The sequence below is a fragment of the Polynucleobacter sp. UK-Gri1-W3 genome, assembly GCF_018881595.1.
Lineage (GTDB): Bacteria > Pseudomonadota > Gammaproteobacteria > Burkholderiales > Burkholderiaceae > Polynucleobacter.
The window spans coordinates 130,445-148,158 of the sequence record NZ_JACVQA010000008.1 but is presented as its reverse complement, the minus strand read 5'-3'; the positions used below and the strand labels follow the sequence as shown (position 1 = coordinate 148,158).

The window sequence follows — 17,714 nt, the reverse complement described above, 5'->3', positions numbered from 1 at the left end:
ATTAAGCTACTTCTTCAGGGAAATATTTATGAATACAACGAATAGGATTTGGTGCGGCTTGGCCAAGACCACAAATAGAAGCATCAACCATCACAGTGGCTAAGTCTTCTAAAGTTTCTTGATCCCAAGATTTGGCTTGCATCAACTTAGCAGCCTTGCCAGTTCCAACGCGGCATGGGGTGCATTGACCACAGCTCTCATGCTCAAAGAAATGCATCACGTTTAATGCCATATCGCGCGCTTTATCTTTGTCACTAAACACCATCACAGCAGCCGAACCAATAAAGCATCCATATGGCTGTAAGGTATCAAAGTCGAGCGGAATGTCATTCATGGTTGCTGGCAAGATACCGCCCGATGCGCCACCAGGTAAGTAACCATAGAATTTGTGACCATCTTGCATGCCACCACAATACTCATCAATCAATTCTTGAATAGTGATGCCGGCAGGAGCCAACTTCACACCAGGTTTATTCACGCGCCCGCTAACGCTAAAGCTTCGTAAGCCTTTGCGATCGTGACGACCAAAAGAGCTAAACCACTCAGGTCCACGCTGAACAATATCGCGCACCCAGTACAGCGTCTCAAAGTTGTGTTCTAAGGTTGGGCGCCCAAACAATCCAACTTGGGCGATGTATGGGGGACGCATGCGCGGCTCACCACGTTTACCTTCGATACTTTCAATCATGGCAGATTCTTCACCGCAAATATAAGCACCAGCACCACGACGTAGTTCAATATTCGGCAATGCAAAAGGCGGATTAGCTTTGAGTTTTGCTAATTCAGCTTCAAGCAACTCACGGCAGCCGTGATACTCATCACGCAAATAAATATAGCAAGCATCGATACCAACCACGCTTGCCGCAATAAGAAGGCCTTCTAAGAAACGATGTGGATCACGCTCTAAGTATGTACGGTCTTTAAATGTTCCTGGCTCACCTTCGTCGATGTTCACTGCCATCAATTTAGGCGCTACTTGATCTTTCACAATGCGCCACTTACGACCTGCAGGGAAACCTGCACCACCTAAGCCACGCAAGCCCGAGCTTTCCATTGACTTGATGATGCTCTCAGCATCTTTCTTGCCTTCGAAAATCTCTTTAGCTAAAGCGTAACCACCTTGAGCACGATAAGACTCATATCCAACGTAATCTGGAGAAACCGCTTGCATCTCACCTTGCGGTGAAACGCCCTGCTCAGCTAAGGCAGCAGGATCAAAGACAGCATCATCTTTGGCCATTGGCTGAGTGGTTAAGTTATTTTTTACAGCAGCGGATACCTTGTCTACCGTAGCAAACAAAACTGGGTATTGATGAACTACGGCTACAGGAGCCTGTTCGCAACGGCCAACACAAGGCGCCGCAGCTACTTTGATGTTTGGATTACCTAAGATCTCTGGCAATTTAGCTAAAAGATTTTGTGCGCCAGCTAATTCGCAAGCAATACCATCGCATACGCGAATCAGGATATCTGCTACTGGATCATTACCACGCACTACTTCAAAGTGATGATAGAAAGTGGCAACTTCGTATACCTCTGCCATTGGCAGATTCATTTCTTTTGCTAGAGCAACTAAATGACGATCATGCAAAGCACGGTATTCATCATTGAGCTTGTGTAAATTTTCAATCAATAAATCACGACGATGCGGAGCATCTCCAATGAGTTTGCGTACTTCAGCAATAGAAGCATCATCTGCTTGACGACCCTTCAGCTTGCTTTTACGGCGAATGGTTTCCCTCAAATCATCTGCAGTTGCAACAGCAACCGCTTTGACTTCTCCAGAAGGCTTTGGATGATTCATAGTTCGTAGTCTCTAATTATCTATTTAATGCTATTTTTGCTCAGCGCCAATGCAGAGCCCTATCCTGGTTTGCGCACTAAAAACCAGCTAAGCCAAATACTTAGCTTGTCACTAATACTCAAAATAACGCTTTATTTTGGGTTATTTAGGACCCCATGTCCTTGACGGCGCTCAAGGACTTTAACTAAGGGTTTACCCTGTTAAAGAAGTGAAGGAGAAGGCTGATCCCCAGGAGGAAGGGAGTAATCTAGCTTGCGCTCATAAAGACTAGCTTTATAGCAATCCTGGTAGCCTTTACTGCCAATTTGCCAGCCAATTGACGTGCAGTCATCTTGTGCGGCAGATTCAATAGAGCCACAGCCCGTAAGACTTAGAACAGCCAACACGGTGGCAATAAGGAAAAGGCGCATTTTTGTTGAATTCATGACCTCAAGTCTACTTGATTCTGATCCGAACATCGAGAGGCATACCCTCTTTTCCCACCCCTAAAGCCTTAACATCACCCAGCTGACTTGTCTTTAAGAGCCAATATCAGTAACAATGAAATTTATAGACAACAATAAATAGAACCCCGGGAGACCCCATGAAAGCATTCCTCAAAAAACTAGGTGCGGCAATTTTAGGTCTTACCACCCTATCCATTGGGGGCGTTGCACATGCCCAAAATTCAGATGGCTTTACCGACCTCATTGATGGCGTGAGCCTGAGTGGATGGAACATTATTGGAAGTGCCAACTGGGTCATTGGCAATGGAATTGTCGAGGGGAATAAGCCCAATGGTTTTTTAGTTAGCACCAAGACTTACAAGAATTTTGTAATAAAGGCAGAGTTTTATGCTGAGTCCAATACGAATAGCGGTATTTTCATCCGCTGCCAAGACCCTAACAACGTGAGTCAATCCACTTGTTATGAAATCAATATTTGGGATACTCGTCCTGAGCAAGCTTACGCAACTGGGGCGATTGTAGAAGTGGCAAAAGTTGACCCGGTGCCCAAAGCTGGCGGACGCTGGAATACCATGGAAATTACTGCCAACGGACCTAATTTTAAAGTCATGATGAATGACATGGTCACCGTAGCCAATGGTCAAGATAGTAAATTTACAGAAGGCCCCATTGCCCTGCAATCGGCAGGTGGCGTGATTAAGTTTAGAAAACTACAAATTAAGCCGCTTTAATTTATTGAAGACTTATCTCGTAGCGATCACCGCATGCAACCGGCCTGAGGGCCCTGGCCTCTTTTAACATCTCAACCAAGCCGTAATGGGACATTGTTTTTAGTGTGCGAGATAAGTTGCCTTGCTTTCTTCCGGTAAGCTCTGCCAACTCAGAAATCGATATAGGCTTGGACGCTCTAATGACATGTAAAAGAGCTCTGTTTTCATCGCTCAATACTTGTGCCAAGGAGCGCATCGAGGTAAACCATATCTTTGGATCGGCTGCTTTAGGTTTTAACTCGCCTTTAGCGATAGCGAGTACGCGTGCTCGAATATCTTTTTGTGACGCAATCCCAATTTTGATAACTTTCATTTCTCTTTATCCAGTTTTAAGACCTTATCAACATCTATAAAAAAATCACTTAACAGTCCATGCACATCTTTAAAGTCATAGCGGATACCAGGATCCCTAGAGTTACGATGCTTATGATCGTAAGCTAATTTTCTTGCTGAATGCCCCGATTTAGACCTCACTGAATGAGCATTGTCGAAACCTAAAATTCTTACCCCTTTTGGGTTATGCAAGGTTAATGAATAGCGAATTCCATAAGGCACTGCAACACTAATCTCAATTTCCCAGGCCTCTATCTTTACCCAGTAACCATCACCTTGATCAATGATCTGTTGGTGCAAATCCAAAAGGGTAGCAAGTCCACGTTTTCCCATCACCCATGATATATCATGAGATGATATATCAAAAGTAACAGCCCTGCTTAAATAATGGCATTATTTTGCCGGTGGAAAGCCTGCTTTTTGCTCCCACATATTATTGAAAACATGAATGACCGGCATTTCATAAACGCCAGCCTTGGTGTACGGCTCATCCTTTAACCAAGCATCCACATCTGCCCTACTAGGAAAATCAATTGCAATCAAACTGCCAAGCGTCGTCTTGCCATCTTCTGAAGTGAGAGGGCCTGCAAAGGCCATACGATCCGAAAGTTGGGCCAAATAAGCGCGGTGCTCTGGGCGAATCTGAATCCGTAAATCTGCTGTACCTGGCTTATCCATCAACATAATTGCGTAGATCATTTTTTCTCCATCTTTGATTGGTTTTACGATTGATTCTTAACTACCAAGATATTACGGGAAGTCGAAAAGAAAAAAAGCCACCCGAAGGTGGCTTTGCTGCTACTTGGCGGAAGAGGCGGGATTCGAACCCGCGGTAGGCTATTAACCTACGCACGCTTTCCAGGCGTGTGACTTAAACCGCTCATCCACCCTTCCGTACAGCCGTCAATTATACGATTGCCGAAAGGGTTTCTGCCAAAAGCTGATGGGTACTGCTTATACAGACTCTTTGAGCTGCTCCAAGATGTGTGGATTTTCCAGGGTTGAGGTGTCTTGAGTCACTTCCTCACCTTTAGCAATCACGCGCAAGAGACGACGCATAATCTTGCCAGAACGGGTCTTTGGCAAGTTATCGCCGAAACGCACATCCTTAGGTTTAGCGATCGGGCCGATCTCCTTACCTACCCAGTTACGCAGCTCAGTAGCAATCTTCTTGGCATCTTCGCCTGTTGGGCGACCACCTTTGAGAACCACGAACACACAAATAGCCTCGCCAGTTAGCTCATCAGGACGACCAACCACCGCTGCCTCAGCAACCAATGGGTTGGCTACTAAGCAAGATTCAATTTCCATTGTGCCCATACGGTGACCAGAAACGTTCAAGACGTCATCGATACGGCCCGTAATAGTGAAGTAGCCAGTCTCTTTGTTGCGAATTGCGCCGTCGCCCGCCAGATACAGGGTACCGCCCAATTCTTCTGGGAAATACGATTTCACGAAACGATCTGCATCATTCCAAATCGTGCGAATCATGGAAGGCCATGGGCGCTTCACAACCAAGATACCGCCCTGTCCGTTTGGCACGTCTACACCAGCCTCATCCACAATCGCCGCCTGAATACCTGGCAATGGCAATGTACATGAACCTGGAATCATTGGAGTTGCACCCGGCAATGGTGAAATCATGTGACCACCTGTTTCGGTTTGCCAGAAAGTATCTGCAATTGGGCAGTTGGAGTTACCAACATGCTCGTAGTACCACATCCATGCCTCTGGATTAATTGGCTCACCAACAGAACCTAATAGGCGCAGTGATGATAAATCGTAGCTCTTTGGATGCACTGCCTCATCATTACTGGATGCTTTGATCAATGAACGAATTGCAGTTGGTGCGGTGTAGAAAATAGATGCTTTGTGTTTTTGGATCATATCCCAGAAACGACCAGCATTTGGATATGTTGGCACACCTTCAAATACGATCTCAGTGGCGCCGACTGCGAGTGGGCCATACGTAATGTAGGAGTGGCCTGTTACCCAACCAATGTCAGCAGTACACCAGAACACATCATTAGGCTTAATGTCAAAGGTCCACTTCATTGTCAGAATAGCCCACAAGAGGTAGCCACCCGTGGAGTGCTGCACGCCCTTTGGCTTTCCAGTTGAACCGGATGTATAAAGAATAAATAATGGATGCTCAGCGCTAACCCACTCTGGCTCGCATGTCGTTGCCTCATTCGCAACGATCTCTTGCATCCAAACGTCGCGACCAGCCTGCATAGTGACATCAGTGCCAGTACGCTTGCTTACGATCACATGCTTGACCTTAGGACACTCACCAGTAGAGAGCGCTTCGTCACAAATTGCTTTTAGTGGCAATGCTTTACCGCCGCGGAACTGTCCATCAGCAGTAATCACTGCAACTGCACCGACGTCCATGATGCGATCACGCAAAGCTTGAGCAGAAAATCCACCGAACACTACCGAGTGAATTGCGCCGATACGGGCACATGCCTGCATAGCAACAATGCCTTCAATCGTCATTGCCATATAAATAATGACGCTATCGCCAGACTTAACGCCCATCTTGCGCAGTGCATTTGCCATTTTGCAAACGCGCTCAAGCATTTCTTTGTAAGTGACTTTAGTAACAGTACCGTCATCCGCTTCAAAAATGATGGCAGTCTTATCACCCAAGCCAGCTTCAACCTGACGATCTAGACAGTTGTATGAAGCATTGGTTGTGCCATCTTCAAACCATTTATAGAAAGGTGCTTTGGATTCATCCAAAACCTTGGTAAATGGCTTTTTCCAATAGAGGTTCTCTTTAGCAAGGCGACCCCAGAAACCGTCGTAATCTGAATTCGCTTCAGCGCAAAGCTTGTTATAGGCATCCATACCTGGAATTGCCGCACCCTTTACAAAGTCTGCAGGTGGGTTAAAAACGCGGTTTTCTTGCTTTAATGGTTCCATGCTTCACGGCCCTCTATCTAATAATCAATCATCAAAATCCACTACAAATGCGAGAAAATGTCGCAAAATGACAGGTTTACACCCTCAAGACCTTAGAAGATAAGTGAAAACACTGGGGATTTGCTCTATGGCAAACCCTTAAAATAGGGCAAACCTTACTAATAATGTGGAAATAAGCCTAAAACCATGACCAATATCAAACAAAACGACCTTATTCAAAGCGTTGCAGACGCATTTCAGTTCATCTCCTACTACCACCCCAAGGACTTTATTACTGCCATGGGTAGGGCCTATGAGCTTGAGCAAGGTGAGGCGGCTAAGGATGCTATTGCCCAAATTTTGACCAATAGTCGAATGTGTGCCGAAGGCCATCGTCCAATGTGCCAAGACACTGGTATTGCAGTGGTTTTTTTGAAGATTGGTATGAATGTGCAATGGCCTGATGCAACGATGAGTGTCAGCGATATGGTGAATGAAGGCGTACGTCGCGCTTACCTCAATCCAGACAATATGTTGCGTGCTTCAGTATTAGCTGATCCAGCAGGTAAACGTAAAAATACAGGTGATAACACTCCTGCAGTAATTCACTATGAAATTGTTCCTGGCGATGATGTTGAAGTAATTTGCGCGGCTAAAGGTGGTGGCTCAGAAAACAAAGCGAAGATGGTCATGCTGAACCCTTCTGATTCGATCGTGGACTGGGTTCTCAAAACTGTGCCTACTATGGGCGCAGGCTGGTGCCCTCCCGGCATCCTCGGTATTGGTATTGGTGGTACACCAGAAAAAGCCATGCTCATGGCAAAAGAATCTTTGATGGGTCCAGTAGACATTCAAGAACTCATTGAGCGTGGCCCTAAAACGCGCGCTGAAGAACTGCGTTTAGAGCTCTATGAAAAAGTAAACAAACTGGGTATTGGTGCTCAAGGCCTCGGTGGTCTTGCTACCGTGCTGGATGTCAAGATCATGGAATACCCAACTCACGCAGCTTCATTGCCTGTTGCCATGATTCCTAACTGTGCAGCTACTCGTCACGTACATTTCCATTTGCATGGTGATGGCCCTGCTAAATTAGAAAAGCCTTCTCTGTCTGACTGGCCAGATGTCACTTGGACACCAGATGTTCAAAAATCTAAGCGCGTTAATATGGACACCCTTACCGCCGAAGAAGTCGCCAGCTGGAAGCCAGGTGAAACTTTATTGCTCAACGGCAAAATTTTGACTGGACGTGATGCCGCTCATAAGCGCATCCAAGACATGCTCGCCAAAGGTGAAGAATTGCCGGTGAGCTTTAAGAACCGTGCAATCTATTATGTTGGACCGGTTGATCCAGTGCGCGATGAAGCGGTTGGCCCTGCTGGCCCTACTACTGCTACCCGTATGGATAAGTTCACCGAGATGATGCTTGCTAAGACAGGTTTAATCACCATGATTGGTAAAGCAGAGCGCGGACCTGAAGCAATTGAAGCAATTAAGAAACATAAGTCAGCTTACTTAATGGCTGTTGGTGGCGCTGCTTATCTAGTATCTAAAGCAATTCAAACCTCTAAGGTAGTTGGCTTTGCTGACTTAGGCATGGAAGCTATTTATGAGTTTGATGTGAAAGATATGCCAGTAACTGTTGCGGTGAATTCAGAAGGCATCTCCATGCACAACGAAGGCCCGCGTGAATGGCAAGCCAAGATTGCTGGTATTCCAGTCAAGATCGCTTGATTACTGAATTATTTAAGCACTTCATCAGCGACTACTGAGCAAATATTGGCACTCATCGGGGTTTTCGATTCTGGCGTTGGAGGTTTATCCGTATTGGATGAGGCTCTGCGTCAGCTTCCTCAGCATGACTATATCTATCTGGCTGATTCAGCCAATGCCCCTTATGGTGAAAAGTCCGGCGATTGGATTGCAGCGCGCAGCCTCGCCCTTTGCAAATATTTAGATGGCAAGGGATGCGATGCGATAGTAGTTGCTTGCAATACGGCAACTGCTGAAGCGATTAAGCAAATTCGGGAAGCACTTCCTATTCCGATCATTGGGGTTGAGCCTGGTATTAAGCCAGCAGCGATGCAATCGCAAAATAATATTGTGGGCGTCCTCGCTACTGAGGCAACCCTCAAGAGCGATAAGTTCAATGCATTATTAAATACCCTACCAAATGATTGCCAGTTCATCAAACAAGCTGGCGCTGGATTGGTTGCTTTAATAGAGTCTGGGCAAGCAGATAGTGAAGATACTCTCGAGCTATTAGCCAAACATCTTGAGCCTATTCAGGATGCAGGAGCTGACACCCTAGTTCTAGGCTGTACTCACTACCCCTTCCTAAGAAAAGCAATCCGTAAACTCCTAGGTGAATCCATTACGCTGATTGATACTAGTGATGCAGTGGTCAGGCAGCTTAAGAGACAGGTTGAGGTCTTACAGAAAGCTAGTAGTGAGAAAAATTTTGGATCCGTGCTATTTCTGAGCAGCAAGAATGAAGAATCATTACTCTTGATGGCACAAAATTTGTTGTCCGCAGATTTAACTTCACATGCCGTTGAAGCTCGTATCTTAGGTGAAGTGAGATGAGCACTTTCCTGAAAAAATTGGATGCTTATATTCCGTTCAATAAAACTGAACGCATCATTATTTGCATCGTCGTGCTATTACATGCACTCCCTGCTTTAGAGTTTTTACAATTTAGTAAACGTCCGCCACAAATGGATGATGAGCGTGTTATGGCCAATCTTGTGAGCCCAGAAGCTTCTAAGACTCAGCAACCCCCTGCGCCCCCTGCTGCTACTCCGCCAAAACCCAAGGAAGAGAAAAAGGTTCAAGAGAAGCCAAAAGAAAAACCTACAGAAAAGCCTAGCCCTACGCAGCCGCAGCAGCAGCAAACACAGCAAAACCAAGCACAAAGTAAATCTGAAGCTCAGTCGCAATCTCAAGTGCAAAATGCATCTGTAGCCCCTGCAACCAGTGGGGGTGCTAGTGGCACACCAATTCAGACTGACATTGGTAAACTAGTTGTGGTTTATCAACCTGATGCTGATGCTTACTACCCCTCGTTCTCGAAACGCTCTGGTGAACAAGGTGCAGTTGTGGTGCGTTTAATCATTGATGAAACCGGTAGCGTAGAAGATGTGGCATTGCTGCAGTCAAGCACTTTTCCCAGACTTGATCGCGCTGCTACTGATATTGGGAAACGTTATCGCTTTAAACCTTTTTTAGTAAATGGTTCACCCCAAAGAATTTCCACCAATCTTTTAATTAAATTTAATCTCAAGAATTAATCAATATGAATACACCATTTGGCATTGCAAATCTCTGGCTTGAAGGCGATGCAATTACCCGCTTTGTTGCACTTGCGCTTCTCATCTGCTCTATCGTGACTTGGGTAATCCTATTGACCCGTCTATGGGATTTACGTAATCTGCGCAAACTCAAACCAGAACTCGAGCAATTCTGGCGAGCTACTTCATTTGATCAAGGTTTGCAAGCTTTTAGTAATCATGCCGTCAATCCTTATTATCAAATTGCCAAGTCGGCAACTAAGGCATCGGCGCATCACCAAAGCCAATCCACCAATCACCGCGAATTACTACAAACACTGAACTATTCCGAGTGGATGGCTAGAAGCGTAAAAAATAGCGTTGATGCTATTGCTGCGAGCTTGCAAAAAGGCTTGACCTTCTTGGGGTCTACTGGCGCGATCGCACCGTTTATTGGTTTGTTTGGTACCGTGTGGGGCATTTACCATGCTTTGATCTCTATCAGCAGCTCTGGCAGCGCTCAAATTGATCAAGTAGCTGGGCCAATTGGTGAAGCACTGATCATGACTGCCCTTGGATTGGCTGTGGCGATCCCAGCTGTTCTTGCCTTTAATGCCATTAACCGCGCTAATAAATTATTTGTTGCTGACCTCAATCGCTTTGGCAATGATCTATTGGCTTATTTTGTGACTGGTGCCCGCGTTAACTCCGGGGAATAATTATGTCTTTTCATATTCAAGACGAACCAAACGACAATAGCATCATGTCGGAAATCAACATGACACCGATGGTGGATGTCATGTTGGTGCTATTGATTATTTTCATCATCACCCTACCCGTCATTCAACAAGCGGTGAAGGTAGAGTTGCCTAAAGCTAATAGCGTACGCAACGAAGTGAAGCCTGAATCAGTTCAGTTATCGATTGATGCCAATGGTCAAATCTTCTGGAATAGCACCCCCATTGATTTAAAAACCTTTGATGGCTATGCAGAGAAAGCTGCTCAGAAAGATCCGCAGCCAGAAATTAATCTGCGTGCCGATAAATCCGTGAAATATGAATATGTTGCACAGGTACTCGCTGCCTCACGCCGTGCTGGCTTGACTAAGCTTGGATTTGTAACTGAGCCTAATTAGGTTTGAGCAAAGACTTTGATTTAGTCTTTTTATTTGCTTTTATAAGGCATCTTAGAAGGTAAGCACGTCTCTTCACTGATGTGAGTACCGTTTCCTATAGTTGCACCTAGGATTCCGCCTTGTATTTTTTCGACCTTAATGTATTTTCCAGTGACTGGGTCAAGAGTAATGTTGGTTAGCACATTACCTGCGGGATAAGAAACTCCCATGATTTCTTCAGGCTCAAAGTTTGCCTCAATTGCAATCAAGATATTGGGGCGCGCAATAGTAATGCTCTTAACAACTTGCGCCCCAAATACATCTGAATGATCCAAGTCACGACCATCTAAAAAAACCTTTGCCTTTTGGGCGCCAGAAGCAAGGATCATTTTCATCTCATACTCTTCGGTATAGCCTTTTTCTGAGCGCTTGCAATTGAATTCCAATACGTCAATACCCCATGCAGTAAGACATGAAAAGGCCAAGCCAGAGCATAGTAAAAGTTTAGATAAATTCATATGAATGAGTGTCTTTGGTGCCCGAGGCCGGAATCGAACCGGCACGACTTTTTTGAGTCGGCAGATTTTAAATCTGCTGTGTCTACCGATTTCACCACTCGGGCTCGCACCAACAATAAAGCAGTGCTAATTAAATCAAGACAAGCGAAATTTTAGCACGCAAGCCCCCTACAGACCTTTGTAGACCCTTTTGACCCTCTATATGCGGCCACGCTTGATAAAACATCTAGAATATATCCATGAATTTACCGGCAAAATCTTCTAGGATCAGCAAGCTTACGCGGGCTGGTCTATCGCTAATAGGGCTATGCCTTGTGGCTGGTTTAGCCCTTACTATCGCCTATCTATATTCCGCCCAATCTAATGCCTCGGGCAAGAGAGCTATTAAGGGTATTGGTGACTCTATTGCCATTACTTTTGATGAAGTTGATATTCCGCATATCAAAGCGAAAAGTCAGGCAGACGCTTACTTTGCCTTAGGCTACCTTCATGCTACTGAGCGTTCCTGGCAAATGGAAATAAATCGTCGTATTGCTAGCGGACGACTTTCAGAAATTCTAGGCAACGATACTGTAAAAATTGATCGCTTTGTGCGCACCTTAGGTATTAAGCGAGCAGCTGAGCGTCAGTTTGATCGCTACCCTATTGCTGCTAAGCGTCTACTGCAAGCCTATGCTGATGGCGTTAATGCAGGTAACGCGCAATTAGGATGGGCGCTACCTATTGAATATTTTTTGACGGGATCAAAACCGGGCCACTGGTCTCCAACTGATAGTGTTGCCTGGATGTTGATGATGGCTTATGACCTGGGTGGAAATTGGCAAAAAGAATTGCAAAGACTTGAGCTATCTCAATACCTGACAACGAAGCAAATTTGGGAAGTTGTACCAACCTTTGAGCCTAGTGAGCCGGTCAGTAATATGGATTTTTCCAAGCTGTATCGAGAACTCAAAGTCTTTAATCCCTCCCCAGGTCCAGCTGAAGGTAGGCCACAAAATCTTCCCTCTACAGAGTTGAGTCAATGGGAACAGATGGGTGGAAAGGATGGCATTGGCTCGAATAATTGGGCCCTGAGTGGCAATCTAAGCGCTACAGGCAAGCCATTACTGGCCAATGACCCACATCTAGGACTATCTGCCCCTGCCATTTGGTATTTCGCCCATCTTGAGGCGCCAGGTTTAAACATCATCGGCGGAACATTGCCTGGGATACCGGCTGTAATTTTAGGAAGAACTGAAAAGTTTGCTTGGAGTTTCACCAATACAGGACCCGATGTTCAGGATTTATACATTGAGCAAATTGATCCAAAGAATCCAGGAATGTATCGAGGACCAGATGGCCCACTTCCATTTAAAGTTCATCAAGAGATCATTGACATCAAAGGATCTCCCTCTTTAACTTTTCTTGTTAAAGAAACTCGACATGGTCCTGTTATCTCTGATTCTTATGCAAAAGCCAGGCGCACTATTGATACAGATCGTTTTGCACTGGCACTTCGTTGGACAGCGCTAGATATTGAAAATCAATCTATTGCTGGATTATTAGACATGAATCGCGCTGCCGATCTTGATCAATTTAAGCAGGCTTTACGCAAAAATTATGCACCGATGCAAAACGTCGTGATGGCAGATAGCGAAGGCAATATTGCATATCAAGCGGCTGGGGTTGCGCCCAAAAGAATTCTGCATCAAGGCTTATATGGCGTAGCGCCAGCCCCAGGCTGGGAGCGACAATACGACTGGAATGGCTACGTACCATTTGACCAACTCCCTGCCAGCAATAATCCCGAGCAAGGCTGGATTGCGACTGCCAATCAAAGAATCATTGCAGCCAATGATCCAAACCCACTAACGGGTGATTGGGAATTACCAACACGCTACGATCGCATTGTTGATCTCATTAAATCCAAGAGTATGCATTCTGTAGCTGATATGAAAACTATGCAGGGCGATACCCTATCGCTTGCCGCTACACCTCTACTAGAACTGTTTAAGTCTAGCCAATCGTCCCACCCTTTAAGTGCGAAAGCAATGGAAATTGGCAGAGGTTTTGATGGCGATATGAAATTAGATAGTGCAGGCGCGCTGATTTTTAATGCTTGGGCCGATCAACTCACGCGCAATCTATTTTCAAGATTGGGCTACCTTTTTTCTGACAATTATGGCCCTCGTAATTACCGCATGCCACTAATTATTCAGGTTAAAAATCCTCATAGCCCATGGTGCGACGATCCCAAAACAGAGCAAGTGGAATCATGTCAAGATTCATCAAATAAAGCACTTGATAAGGCCCTGGAGTATCTAAGCAAAGAATATGGTGACGATCCTAAATCTTGGGCTTGGGGCAACGCACACATCGCCGTTTCCGAACATCGCCCATTGAGCAAAGTTCCATTACTGGGAAGTCTATTTAATATTCGTACACCCTTCCCTGGGGATAGCTTTTCAATCAATATTGGTAGGCTTGAGCTTGCGCAATCCAAAAACCCCTATCAAACAGTTCAGGGCCCTAGTTTGCGTGCAGTTTATGACTTATCTGACCTCGAAAACTCCCTATTTATTTATCAGACAGGCCAATCCGGATGGGTACAAAGCAAGCTGTATCGAAATATGAACTCGTTATGGGCTAATAACGAATATCTACCCCTGAGAATGAAATCTGAGAATAAAAATCGTCAGCTTGAATTAAGCATTAAATAAGCGTTCGAAAGTATTGCTAAAGATGATAAAAATATCATCCTACCGGCCTGTGATGAGTAAAATGACCCCATACTGTTACCAGAAAATTTAAGGACTATTTAAATGAAAAAAGCTTCTATTCTTTTGTTGAGTGCCGCATTGCTATGTTCTGGTAGTGCGCTGGCAGAATGGCAGGAGGTCGGCAAGACTGATCTATTTACACTTTATGTGGATCCTGTAACTATTCAAACTCAGGGTAATTTGTCTCAAATCATGTCGATGCTGGACTTTAAAAAACCTGCTCAAAATCCTAAAACCAAAGAAAACGCAAGCTCTATCATTGGCCTGAACGAATATGAATGCGGCACCGTGAAATACCGCCCGCTTGAATTTAAAGTTTTTTCTGGAAATATGGGTAAAGGCAAAGTTGTTGAACAACAGAAAACTCCAAGCAGCTCTTTTGAAACCATTGAAAATGGCTCTTGGCCAGCCGGCGTTTATAATGTTGCCTGCGGCGGCAAATAAAGCGAATGTTTTAACGCTGAATGCCCTTAGGTATTCAGCTTTAGCTTTAACACTTTGCATCGTCAATGGATGCGCAGCGCCCTTAGCTGCGCTCACTACTTCGAGTACTGCAGCGGCGAGCAGTATTGGAACAGCTGCAGTAGCTAATCCAAGTACGGCAGTCAGTTTGGCCTCAACAGCGGCTACAGGAAAATCTCCCCTGGAACACGCAGCTTCAGCTGCTACGAAAAAGGAGTGCAGCTTCTTTAATTTAATTGGCTCCAAACCAATATGTATCGAGGTGGTGTTACCAACCGTAACCGATAGGAGCGAACCATTGCTGGGACCTACAGAAGTACTGAGAAAGCCTGTTCAGCAGTAGTTTTACGGACTCCCTCGTAAATAAGGGTGATAACAGTCTAAAATCGATCTTTCACTAGCAATCAATGCGATTTCATATGACCACAGAAAACTACTACCTCACACTTACCTGCCCCAATAAACCCGGTATTGTTGCTGCGGTTTCTACCTATATCTATGAGCTGGGTGGAGACATTGAAGAGGCACAACAATTTGATGACAAAGCATCTAAACGCTTTTTCATGCGTGTTAGTTTTAGCTGCCCTGCAAATGCTGATTCTTTAAGGGCGGGTTTCGTGGAAATCGCAAAGCGCTTTGAGCTTACATGGGAGTTACGTGCAGTTAAGGATCTCAAGCGAGTCCTGATTATGGCTTCCAAGCTAGATCATTGCTTGGTTGATCTACTCTACCGCTGGCGTATCGGTGAACTGCCAATGATTATTTGCGGCATCGTTTCTAATCATCCGCGTGAAGTTTATGCCAGCATTGATTTTGCAGATATCCCGTTCTACCATTTGCCAGTGACCCCGGACACTAAGCCAACACAGGAAGCTAGACTTCTAGAAATCGTTGCAGAGTCCAAGGTAGATATGGTGATTCTGGCGCGCTACATGCAAATCTTGTCCGATGATTTATCAACTAAGCTTTCTGGCCGCTGTATTAATGTGCACCATTCATTCTTACCAAGCTTTAAAGGCGCCAAACCTTATCACCAAGCGCATGCTCGCGGAATCAAATTGATTGGTGCAACTGCCCATTTTGTTACTAGCGATTTGGATGAAGGCCCGATCATTGAGCAAGACGTTACACGCGTTACCCATGGTGATACTCCAGATGATTTGGTACGCAAAGGTCGTGATTTAGAGCGTGCCGTTCTTTCAAGAGCCCTACGCTACTACCTGCACGATCGCGTTCTCATTAATGGGGCAACTTCTGTAGTTTTCTCTGACTAATTAGAGTAATACCATTGTTTAAGGCCTGACCCCTGGAGACTCCAGGGGCATACCTCTGGCACGCCACATCAGAAACAACTCTAGTTGAGCCATTTCCGGTGACCCATATTCAAATTGCTGGGCTCTCACACCGCTCATGCAATTGCGTAGACGCCGTTGCAATGAACCTAAGGTTTGCCACTCCAACCGATAAATAGGATAGGCATTAGGATGTCCTTGAGGTATTAGGCTGCCCCCTAACTTCAACCCTGCCCGGTCTTCATGGCATTGTGCGCAAGATAAATTGAGTTGCCCCATACGTTCATTAAATGACTCACGCCCTTTTTTTAAGAAAGAGGTATTGGCCGGGGTTTCACTTACAGAGATTGGCAATCCTTTTGATTGAAAAGCGATCAATGCTGTTAATGCAAGAAGGTCTTTGCCCTCATATGCCAGCGGGGGAGAAGATTGATTGCTTACCCGGCATTGATTGATCTGACCCTCTAAAGTCTGGAGCTTACCTTTGATGACCTTCGGAAACTGAGTTGCTACACCACGCATCGATTTTTCAACATCGCCATGGCAGCTACTACAAGCTTTGTTTTGAGAGCCCATTTTTTGTTGCCACAATGCCTCTCCATCGCCCACCCAAAACATGGCGGGATTTAATGCAGGGTCGTCCTGCATAGCCTTATTCTCCGCAGACATCAACTCATAACTAGATTGCTGCATTAGCGGTGCTGCATTTACCACCCCGACGATAAGGAGGCTGGCAAGTATTAAATAAATACTGCTTAGAAAAAAATAGGCGTTTTTATTCACGTAACAGTAATGCGATGCTGATTCACTGCCTCGTATCCATCATCCCCCACCCATTTAAATTCTAGGGTTCCGTTCTCTACAGCGACAGTAGTAAAGATGATCAAGGGATTTGCGCCTATGCCTGAGTAGAAGTCTGCTTTAAATACCTCTATATTGTTATAGGTACAAGTAAAGGTGCGAATAATATCGCGAGGAATGAGTTTCCCGCCCTCGGTATAGCGAAAACCGGATTCCATATCATGTTGCGCAATAGCCCTGATCTCAATGATGGAATCTTTTTTTGCCGTTGCTGGCATGGTGATGGATGTGCGGGATGTTTTACTCATACTATCTCCGTACATGCTGAAAGAGTTACCAAAGTCTCGGCAGAGCCCTTCCAAAAACTACCATCACTCATCTGCGCAATAGCCCAAACCTTCTGACTATCAGCCAAACGAACGCGAGTTGTAATTTTGGCGGTGCCAGATCTTAGGCTGAGGTAAACAGTAAAAATATTAGGCAAAGGATTTCCCTCGGCGATGACGTGAATAGTCTTTACATAATCATTAGTCGTCATTGGGCTATCCACACTGACATTGAGAGCAACTAAATTTCCGTTCTCCACTAGCGGTGGAATGGTTAAGGTAACCTTACCTTCACGTATTGCGGCGCCACCAGTAATCTTTTTAATCGCCTCATCAGCCTCTTCTTTTTTAGCAAATGCTGAGATAGGGGTTAAACAAAAACCCAGGGCAAGCAGCCCAAGACCTTGAGCTTGCTTTAGCCAGTGGCGACGCTGATTGTGAGTAATTTTATTCATCCGGATTTCAGTTAATTTGAATCATTTAATGTAGTCAAGAATGCAATAACATCCTCTATCTCTTGGCCATTCAAAATTGTTTGACCCACAAATTTAGGAGCTACTCGATTGAGATGACTCGTTTGATAGTAAGCCGGCATGATGGTCTGAGGATTAAAGTGCGCTGCATTGACAATGCGAGCCCTTAATTGAGGCGCATTTAAACGTGCAACACTTGCTTTAAGTTCAGGCGCCAAATTCCCCTGAAAACGCTCCTCAGGAAATGGTCCGTTATGACATAACAAGCACAGCCCCGTCTGACGACTCACCACAATGGCCCTACCTCGTACTGGATTACCAGGCTCAGCAGAAAGGGATTCGAATATCGAATCCCCCTTGATTACTTGAGCATTTGCAGCATTGAAATTGAGGATGACTAGCAATAAAGATGCTAGTGCAATCCTCTTTTTCATCGGCACAGT

The 17,714-nt window shown here is 45.2% G+C and carries 21 protein-coding genes and 2 tRNA genes; 10 read left to right on the top strand and 13 right to left on the bottom strand.

All coding sequences use genetic code 11. From position 1 onward, the window contains the following. Nucleotide 1 precedes the first annotated feature (1 nt). The gene (locus ICN36_RS08645) at nt 2–1,804 is read right to left on the bottom strand and encodes an NAD(P)H-dependent oxidoreductase subunit E (protein ID WP_216227987.1); all 1,803 of its coding nucleotides are present in this window, start codon (nt 1,802–1,804) and stop codon (nt 2–4) included. Nucleotides 1,805–2,004: 200 nt separating this feature from the next. Further along, nucleotides 2,005–2,229 (bottom strand): hypothetical protein, encoded by a 225-nt coding sequence (locus ICN36_RS08640; protein ID WP_216227986.1) that lies wholly within the window; start codon nt 2,227–2,229, stop codon nt 2,005–2,007. Nucleotides 2,230–2,387: 158 nt separating this feature from the next. On the opposite strand from ICN36_RS08640, the gene ICN36_RS08635 reads away from it, so the two are divergent. Continuing rightward, complete coding sequence (locus ICN36_RS08635) at nt 2,388–2,981, top strand: DUF1080 domain-containing protein (RefSeq protein ID WP_216227985.1); 594 nt, start codon at nt 2,388–2,390, stop codon at nt 2,979–2,981. Nucleotide 2,982: 1 nt separating this feature from the next. Here the strand turns inward: ICN36_RS08635 and ICN36_RS08630 are convergent, their stop codons facing one another. From ICN36_RS08630 to acs, 5 genes are all read right to left on the bottom strand, one after another. Next, entirely contained in the window at nt 2,983–3,333 is a 351-nt protein-coding gene (locus ICN36_RS08630; protein WP_216227984.1) for a MarR family transcriptional regulator, read from the bottom strand. Beyond that, nucleotides 3,330–3,686 carry a DUF6516 family protein gene (locus ICN36_RS08625; RefSeq protein WP_216227983.1) on the bottom strand — a complete coding sequence of 119 codons (357 nt, stop codon included), beginning with the start codon at nt 3,684–3,686 and terminating at the stop codon, nt 3,330–3,332. The genes ICN36_RS08630 and ICN36_RS08625 overlap by 4 nt, the downstream gene beginning before the upstream one ends. A 60-nt stretch (nt 3,687–3,746) precedes the next feature. Next, nucleotides 3,747–4,052, bottom strand: coding sequence for a YciI family protein (locus ICN36_RS08620; RefSeq protein WP_216227982.1), 306 nt, complete (start codon nt 4,050–4,052; stop codon nt 3,747–3,749). A 104-nt stretch (nt 4,053–4,156) separates the two neighbouring features. Then, a tRNA-Ser gene (locus ICN36_RS08615) sits at nt 4,157–4,247 on the bottom strand. A 60-nt stretch (nt 4,248–4,307) separates the two neighbouring features. Further along, complete coding sequence (acs, locus tag ICN36_RS08610; protein ID WP_216227981.1) at nt 4,308–6,281, bottom strand: acetate--CoA ligase; 1,974 nt, start codon at nt 6,279–6,281, stop codon at nt 4,308–4,310. A 186-nt stretch (nt 6,282–6,467) separates the two neighbouring features. Between acs and ICN36_RS08605 the strand changes: the two genes are divergently transcribed. The 5 genes from ICN36_RS08605 to ICN36_RS08585 are packed head-to-tail and all read left to right on the top strand — an operon-like array spanning nt 6,468 to nt 10,661. After that, nucleotides 6,468–7,991, top strand: a complete 1,524-nt coding sequence (locus ICN36_RS08605; protein WP_216227980.1) for a fumarate hydratase — start codon at nt 6,468–6,470, stop codon at nt 7,989–7,991. A 45-nt stretch (nt 7,992–8,036) separates the two neighbouring features. Next, nucleotides 8,037–8,843 (top strand): glutamate racemase, encoded by an 807-nt coding sequence (murI, locus tag ICN36_RS08600; RefSeq protein ID WP_216227979.1) that lies wholly within the window; start codon nt 8,037–8,039, stop codon nt 8,841–8,843. After that, nucleotides 8,840–9,547 (top strand): energy transducer TonB, encoded by a 708-nt coding sequence (locus ICN36_RS08595; RefSeq protein ID WP_216227978.1) that lies wholly within the window; start codon nt 8,840–8,842, stop codon nt 9,545–9,547. The genes murI and ICN36_RS08595 overlap by 4 nt, the downstream gene beginning before the upstream one ends. 5 nt (nt 9,548–9,552) lie before the next feature. Continuing rightward, nucleotides 9,553–10,245 (top strand): MotA/TolQ/ExbB proton channel family protein, encoded by a 693-nt coding sequence (locus ICN36_RS08590; protein ID WP_216227977.1) that lies wholly within the window; start codon nt 9,553–9,555, stop codon nt 10,243–10,245. 2 nt (nt 10,246–10,247) lie between these two features. Further along, entirely contained in the window at nt 10,248–10,661 is a 414-nt protein-coding gene (locus ICN36_RS08585; protein ID WP_216227976.1) for a biopolymer transporter ExbD, read from the top strand. 29 nt (nt 10,662–10,690) lie between these two features. On the opposite strand, the gene ICN36_RS08580 is transcribed toward ICN36_RS08585, so the two are convergent. Together ICN36_RS08580 and ICN36_RS08575 are read right to left on the bottom strand one after the other, a co-directional pair. Further along, entirely contained in the window at nt 10,691–11,158 is a 468-nt protein-coding gene (locus ICN36_RS08580) for a hypothetical protein (protein ID WP_255531282.1), read from the bottom strand. 15 nt (nt 11,159–11,173) lie between these two features. After that, nucleotides 11,174–11,262: transfer RNA gene (locus ICN36_RS08575), tRNA-Leu, on the bottom strand. Nucleotides 11,263–11,397: 135 nt separating this feature from the next. Between ICN36_RS08575 and ICN36_RS08570 the strand changes: the two genes are divergently transcribed. From ICN36_RS08570 to purU, 4 genes are all read left to right on the top strand, one after another. Further along, on the top strand, nt 11,398–13,857 hold the full coding sequence (locus tag ICN36_RS08570; protein WP_216227975.1) for a penicillin acylase family protein: 2,460 nt from the start codon (nt 11,398–11,400) through the stop codon (nt 13,855–13,857). Nucleotides 13,858–13,959: 102 nt separating this feature from the next. Beyond that, the gene (locus tag ICN36_RS08565; RefSeq protein WP_216227974.1) at nt 13,960–14,361 is read left to right on the top strand and encodes a surface-adhesin E family protein; all 402 of its coding nucleotides are present in this window, start codon (nt 13,960–13,962) and stop codon (nt 14,359–14,361) included. Further along, nucleotides 14,339–14,722 (top strand): hypothetical protein, encoded by a 384-nt coding sequence (locus tag ICN36_RS08560; protein ID WP_216227973.1) that lies wholly within the window; start codon nt 14,339–14,341, stop codon nt 14,720–14,722. The genes ICN36_RS08565 and ICN36_RS08560 overlap by 23 nt, the downstream gene beginning before the upstream one ends. A 76-nt stretch (nt 14,723–14,798) precedes the next feature. Further along, the gene (gene purU, locus ICN36_RS08555; RefSeq protein WP_216227972.1) at nt 14,799–15,653 is read left to right on the top strand and encodes a formyltetrahydrofolate deformylase; all 855 of its coding nucleotides are present in this window, start codon (nt 14,799–14,801) and stop codon (nt 15,651–15,653) included. A gap of 18 nt (nt 15,654–15,671) precedes the next feature. Here purU and soxA read toward each other — a convergent pair whose 3' ends face one another. From soxA to soxX, 4 genes are all read right to left on the bottom strand, one after another. After that, nucleotides 15,672–16,364, bottom strand: a complete 693-nt coding sequence (soxA, locus tag ICN36_RS08550; protein ID WP_216227971.1) for a sulfur oxidation c-type cytochrome SoxA — start codon at nt 16,362–16,364, stop codon at nt 15,672–15,674. Between the two features lie 86 nt (nt 16,365–16,450). Further along, a complete protein-coding gene (locus tag ICN36_RS08545) occupies nt 16,451–16,780 on the bottom strand; it encodes a thiosulfate oxidation carrier complex protein SoxZ (protein ID WP_216227970.1) in 330 nt (109 codons plus the stop codon). After that, on the bottom strand, nt 16,777–17,253 hold the full coding sequence (locus ICN36_RS08540) for a SoxY-related AACIE arm protein (RefSeq protein WP_216227969.1): 477 nt from the start codon (nt 17,251–17,253) through the stop codon (nt 16,777–16,779). The genes ICN36_RS08545 and ICN36_RS08540 overlap by 4 nt, the downstream gene beginning before the upstream one ends. Nucleotides 17,254–17,264: 11 nt before the next feature. After that, nucleotides 17,265–17,705, bottom strand: coding sequence for a sulfur oxidation c-type cytochrome SoxX (gene soxX / locus ICN36_RS08535; RefSeq protein WP_216227968.1), 441 nt, complete (start codon nt 17,703–17,705; stop codon nt 17,265–17,267). Nucleotides 17,706–17,714: the final 9 nt, after the last annotated feature.

What these genes read in the sequence shown, in the direction of transcription:
- ICN36_RS08625 (WP_216227983.1), bottom strand. Translation starts at nt 3,686, where the DNA reads ATGGGAAAACGTGGACTTGCTACCCTTTTGGATTTGCACCAACAGATC.
- ICN36_RS08565 (WP_216227974.1), top strand. Translation starts at nt 13,960, where the DNA reads ATGAAAAAAGCTTCTATTCTTTTGTTGAGTGCCGCATTGCTATGTTCT.
- ICN36_RS08585 (WP_216227976.1), top strand. Translation starts at nt 10,248, where the DNA reads ATGTCTTTTCATATTCAAGACGAACCAAACGACAATAGCATCATGTCG.
- soxX (WP_216227968.1), bottom strand. Translation starts at nt 17,705, where the DNA reads ATGAAAAAGAGGATTGCACTAGCATCTTTATTGCTAGTCATCCTCAAT.
- purU (WP_216227972.1), top strand. Translation starts at nt 14,799, where the DNA reads ATGACCACAGAAAACTACTACCTCACACTTACCTGCCCCAATAAACCC.
- ICN36_RS08630 (WP_216227984.1), bottom strand. Translation starts at nt 3,333, where the DNA reads ATGAAAGTTATCAAAATTGGGATTGCGTCACAAAAAGATATTCGAGCA.
- ICN36_RS08545 (WP_216227970.1), bottom strand. Translation starts at nt 16,780, where the DNA reads ATGAGTAAAACATCCCGCACATCCATCACCATGCCAGCAACGGCAAAA.
- ICN36_RS08595 (WP_216227978.1), top strand. Translation starts at nt 8,840, where the DNA reads ATGAGCACTTTCCTGAAAAAATTGGATGCTTATATTCCGTTCAATAAA.
- ICN36_RS08590 (WP_216227977.1), top strand. Translation starts at nt 9,553, where the DNA reads ATGAATACACCATTTGGCATTGCAAATCTCTGGCTTGAAGGCGATGCA.
- ICN36_RS08605 (WP_216227980.1), top strand. Translation starts at nt 6,468, where the DNA reads ATGACCAATATCAAACAAAACGACCTTATTCAAAGCGTTGCAGACGCA.
- soxA (WP_216227971.1), bottom strand. Translation starts at nt 16,364, where the DNA reads ATGCAGCAATCTAGTTATGAGTTGATGTCTGCGGAGAATAAGGCTATG.
- ICN36_RS08570 (WP_216227975.1), top strand. Translation starts at nt 11,398, where the DNA reads ATGAATTTACCGGCAAAATCTTCTAGGATCAGCAAGCTTACGCGGGCT.
- acs (WP_216227981.1), bottom strand. Translation starts at nt 6,281, where the DNA reads ATGGAACCATTAAAGCAAGAAAACCGCGTTTTTAACCCACCTGCAGAC.
- ICN36_RS08635 (WP_216227985.1), top strand. Translation starts at nt 2,388, where the DNA reads ATGAAAGCATTCCTCAAAAAACTAGGTGCGGCAATTTTAGGTCTTACC.
- ICN36_RS08580 (WP_255531282.1), bottom strand. Translation starts at nt 11,158, where the DNA reads ATGAATTTATCTAAACTTTTACTATGCTCTGGCTTGGCCTTTTCATGT.
- ICN36_RS08640 (WP_216227986.1), bottom strand. Translation starts at nt 2,229, where the DNA reads ATGAATTCAACAAAAATGCGCCTTTTCCTTATTGCCACCGTGTTGGCT.
- ICN36_RS08540 (WP_216227969.1), bottom strand. Translation starts at nt 17,253, where the DNA reads ATGAATAAAATTACTCACAATCAGCGTCGCCACTGGCTAAAGCAAGCT.
- ICN36_RS08560 (WP_216227973.1), top strand. Translation starts at nt 14,339, where the DNA reads ATGTTGCCTGCGGCGGCAAATAAAGCGAATGTTTTAACGCTGAATGCC.
- ICN36_RS08620 (WP_216227982.1), bottom strand. Translation starts at nt 4,052, where the DNA reads ATGATCTACGCAATTATGTTGATGGATAAGCCAGGTACAGCAGATTTA.
- ICN36_RS08645 (WP_216227987.1), bottom strand. Translation starts at nt 1,804, where the DNA reads ATGAATCATCCAAAGCCTTCTGGAGAAGTCAAAGCGGTTGCTGTTGCA.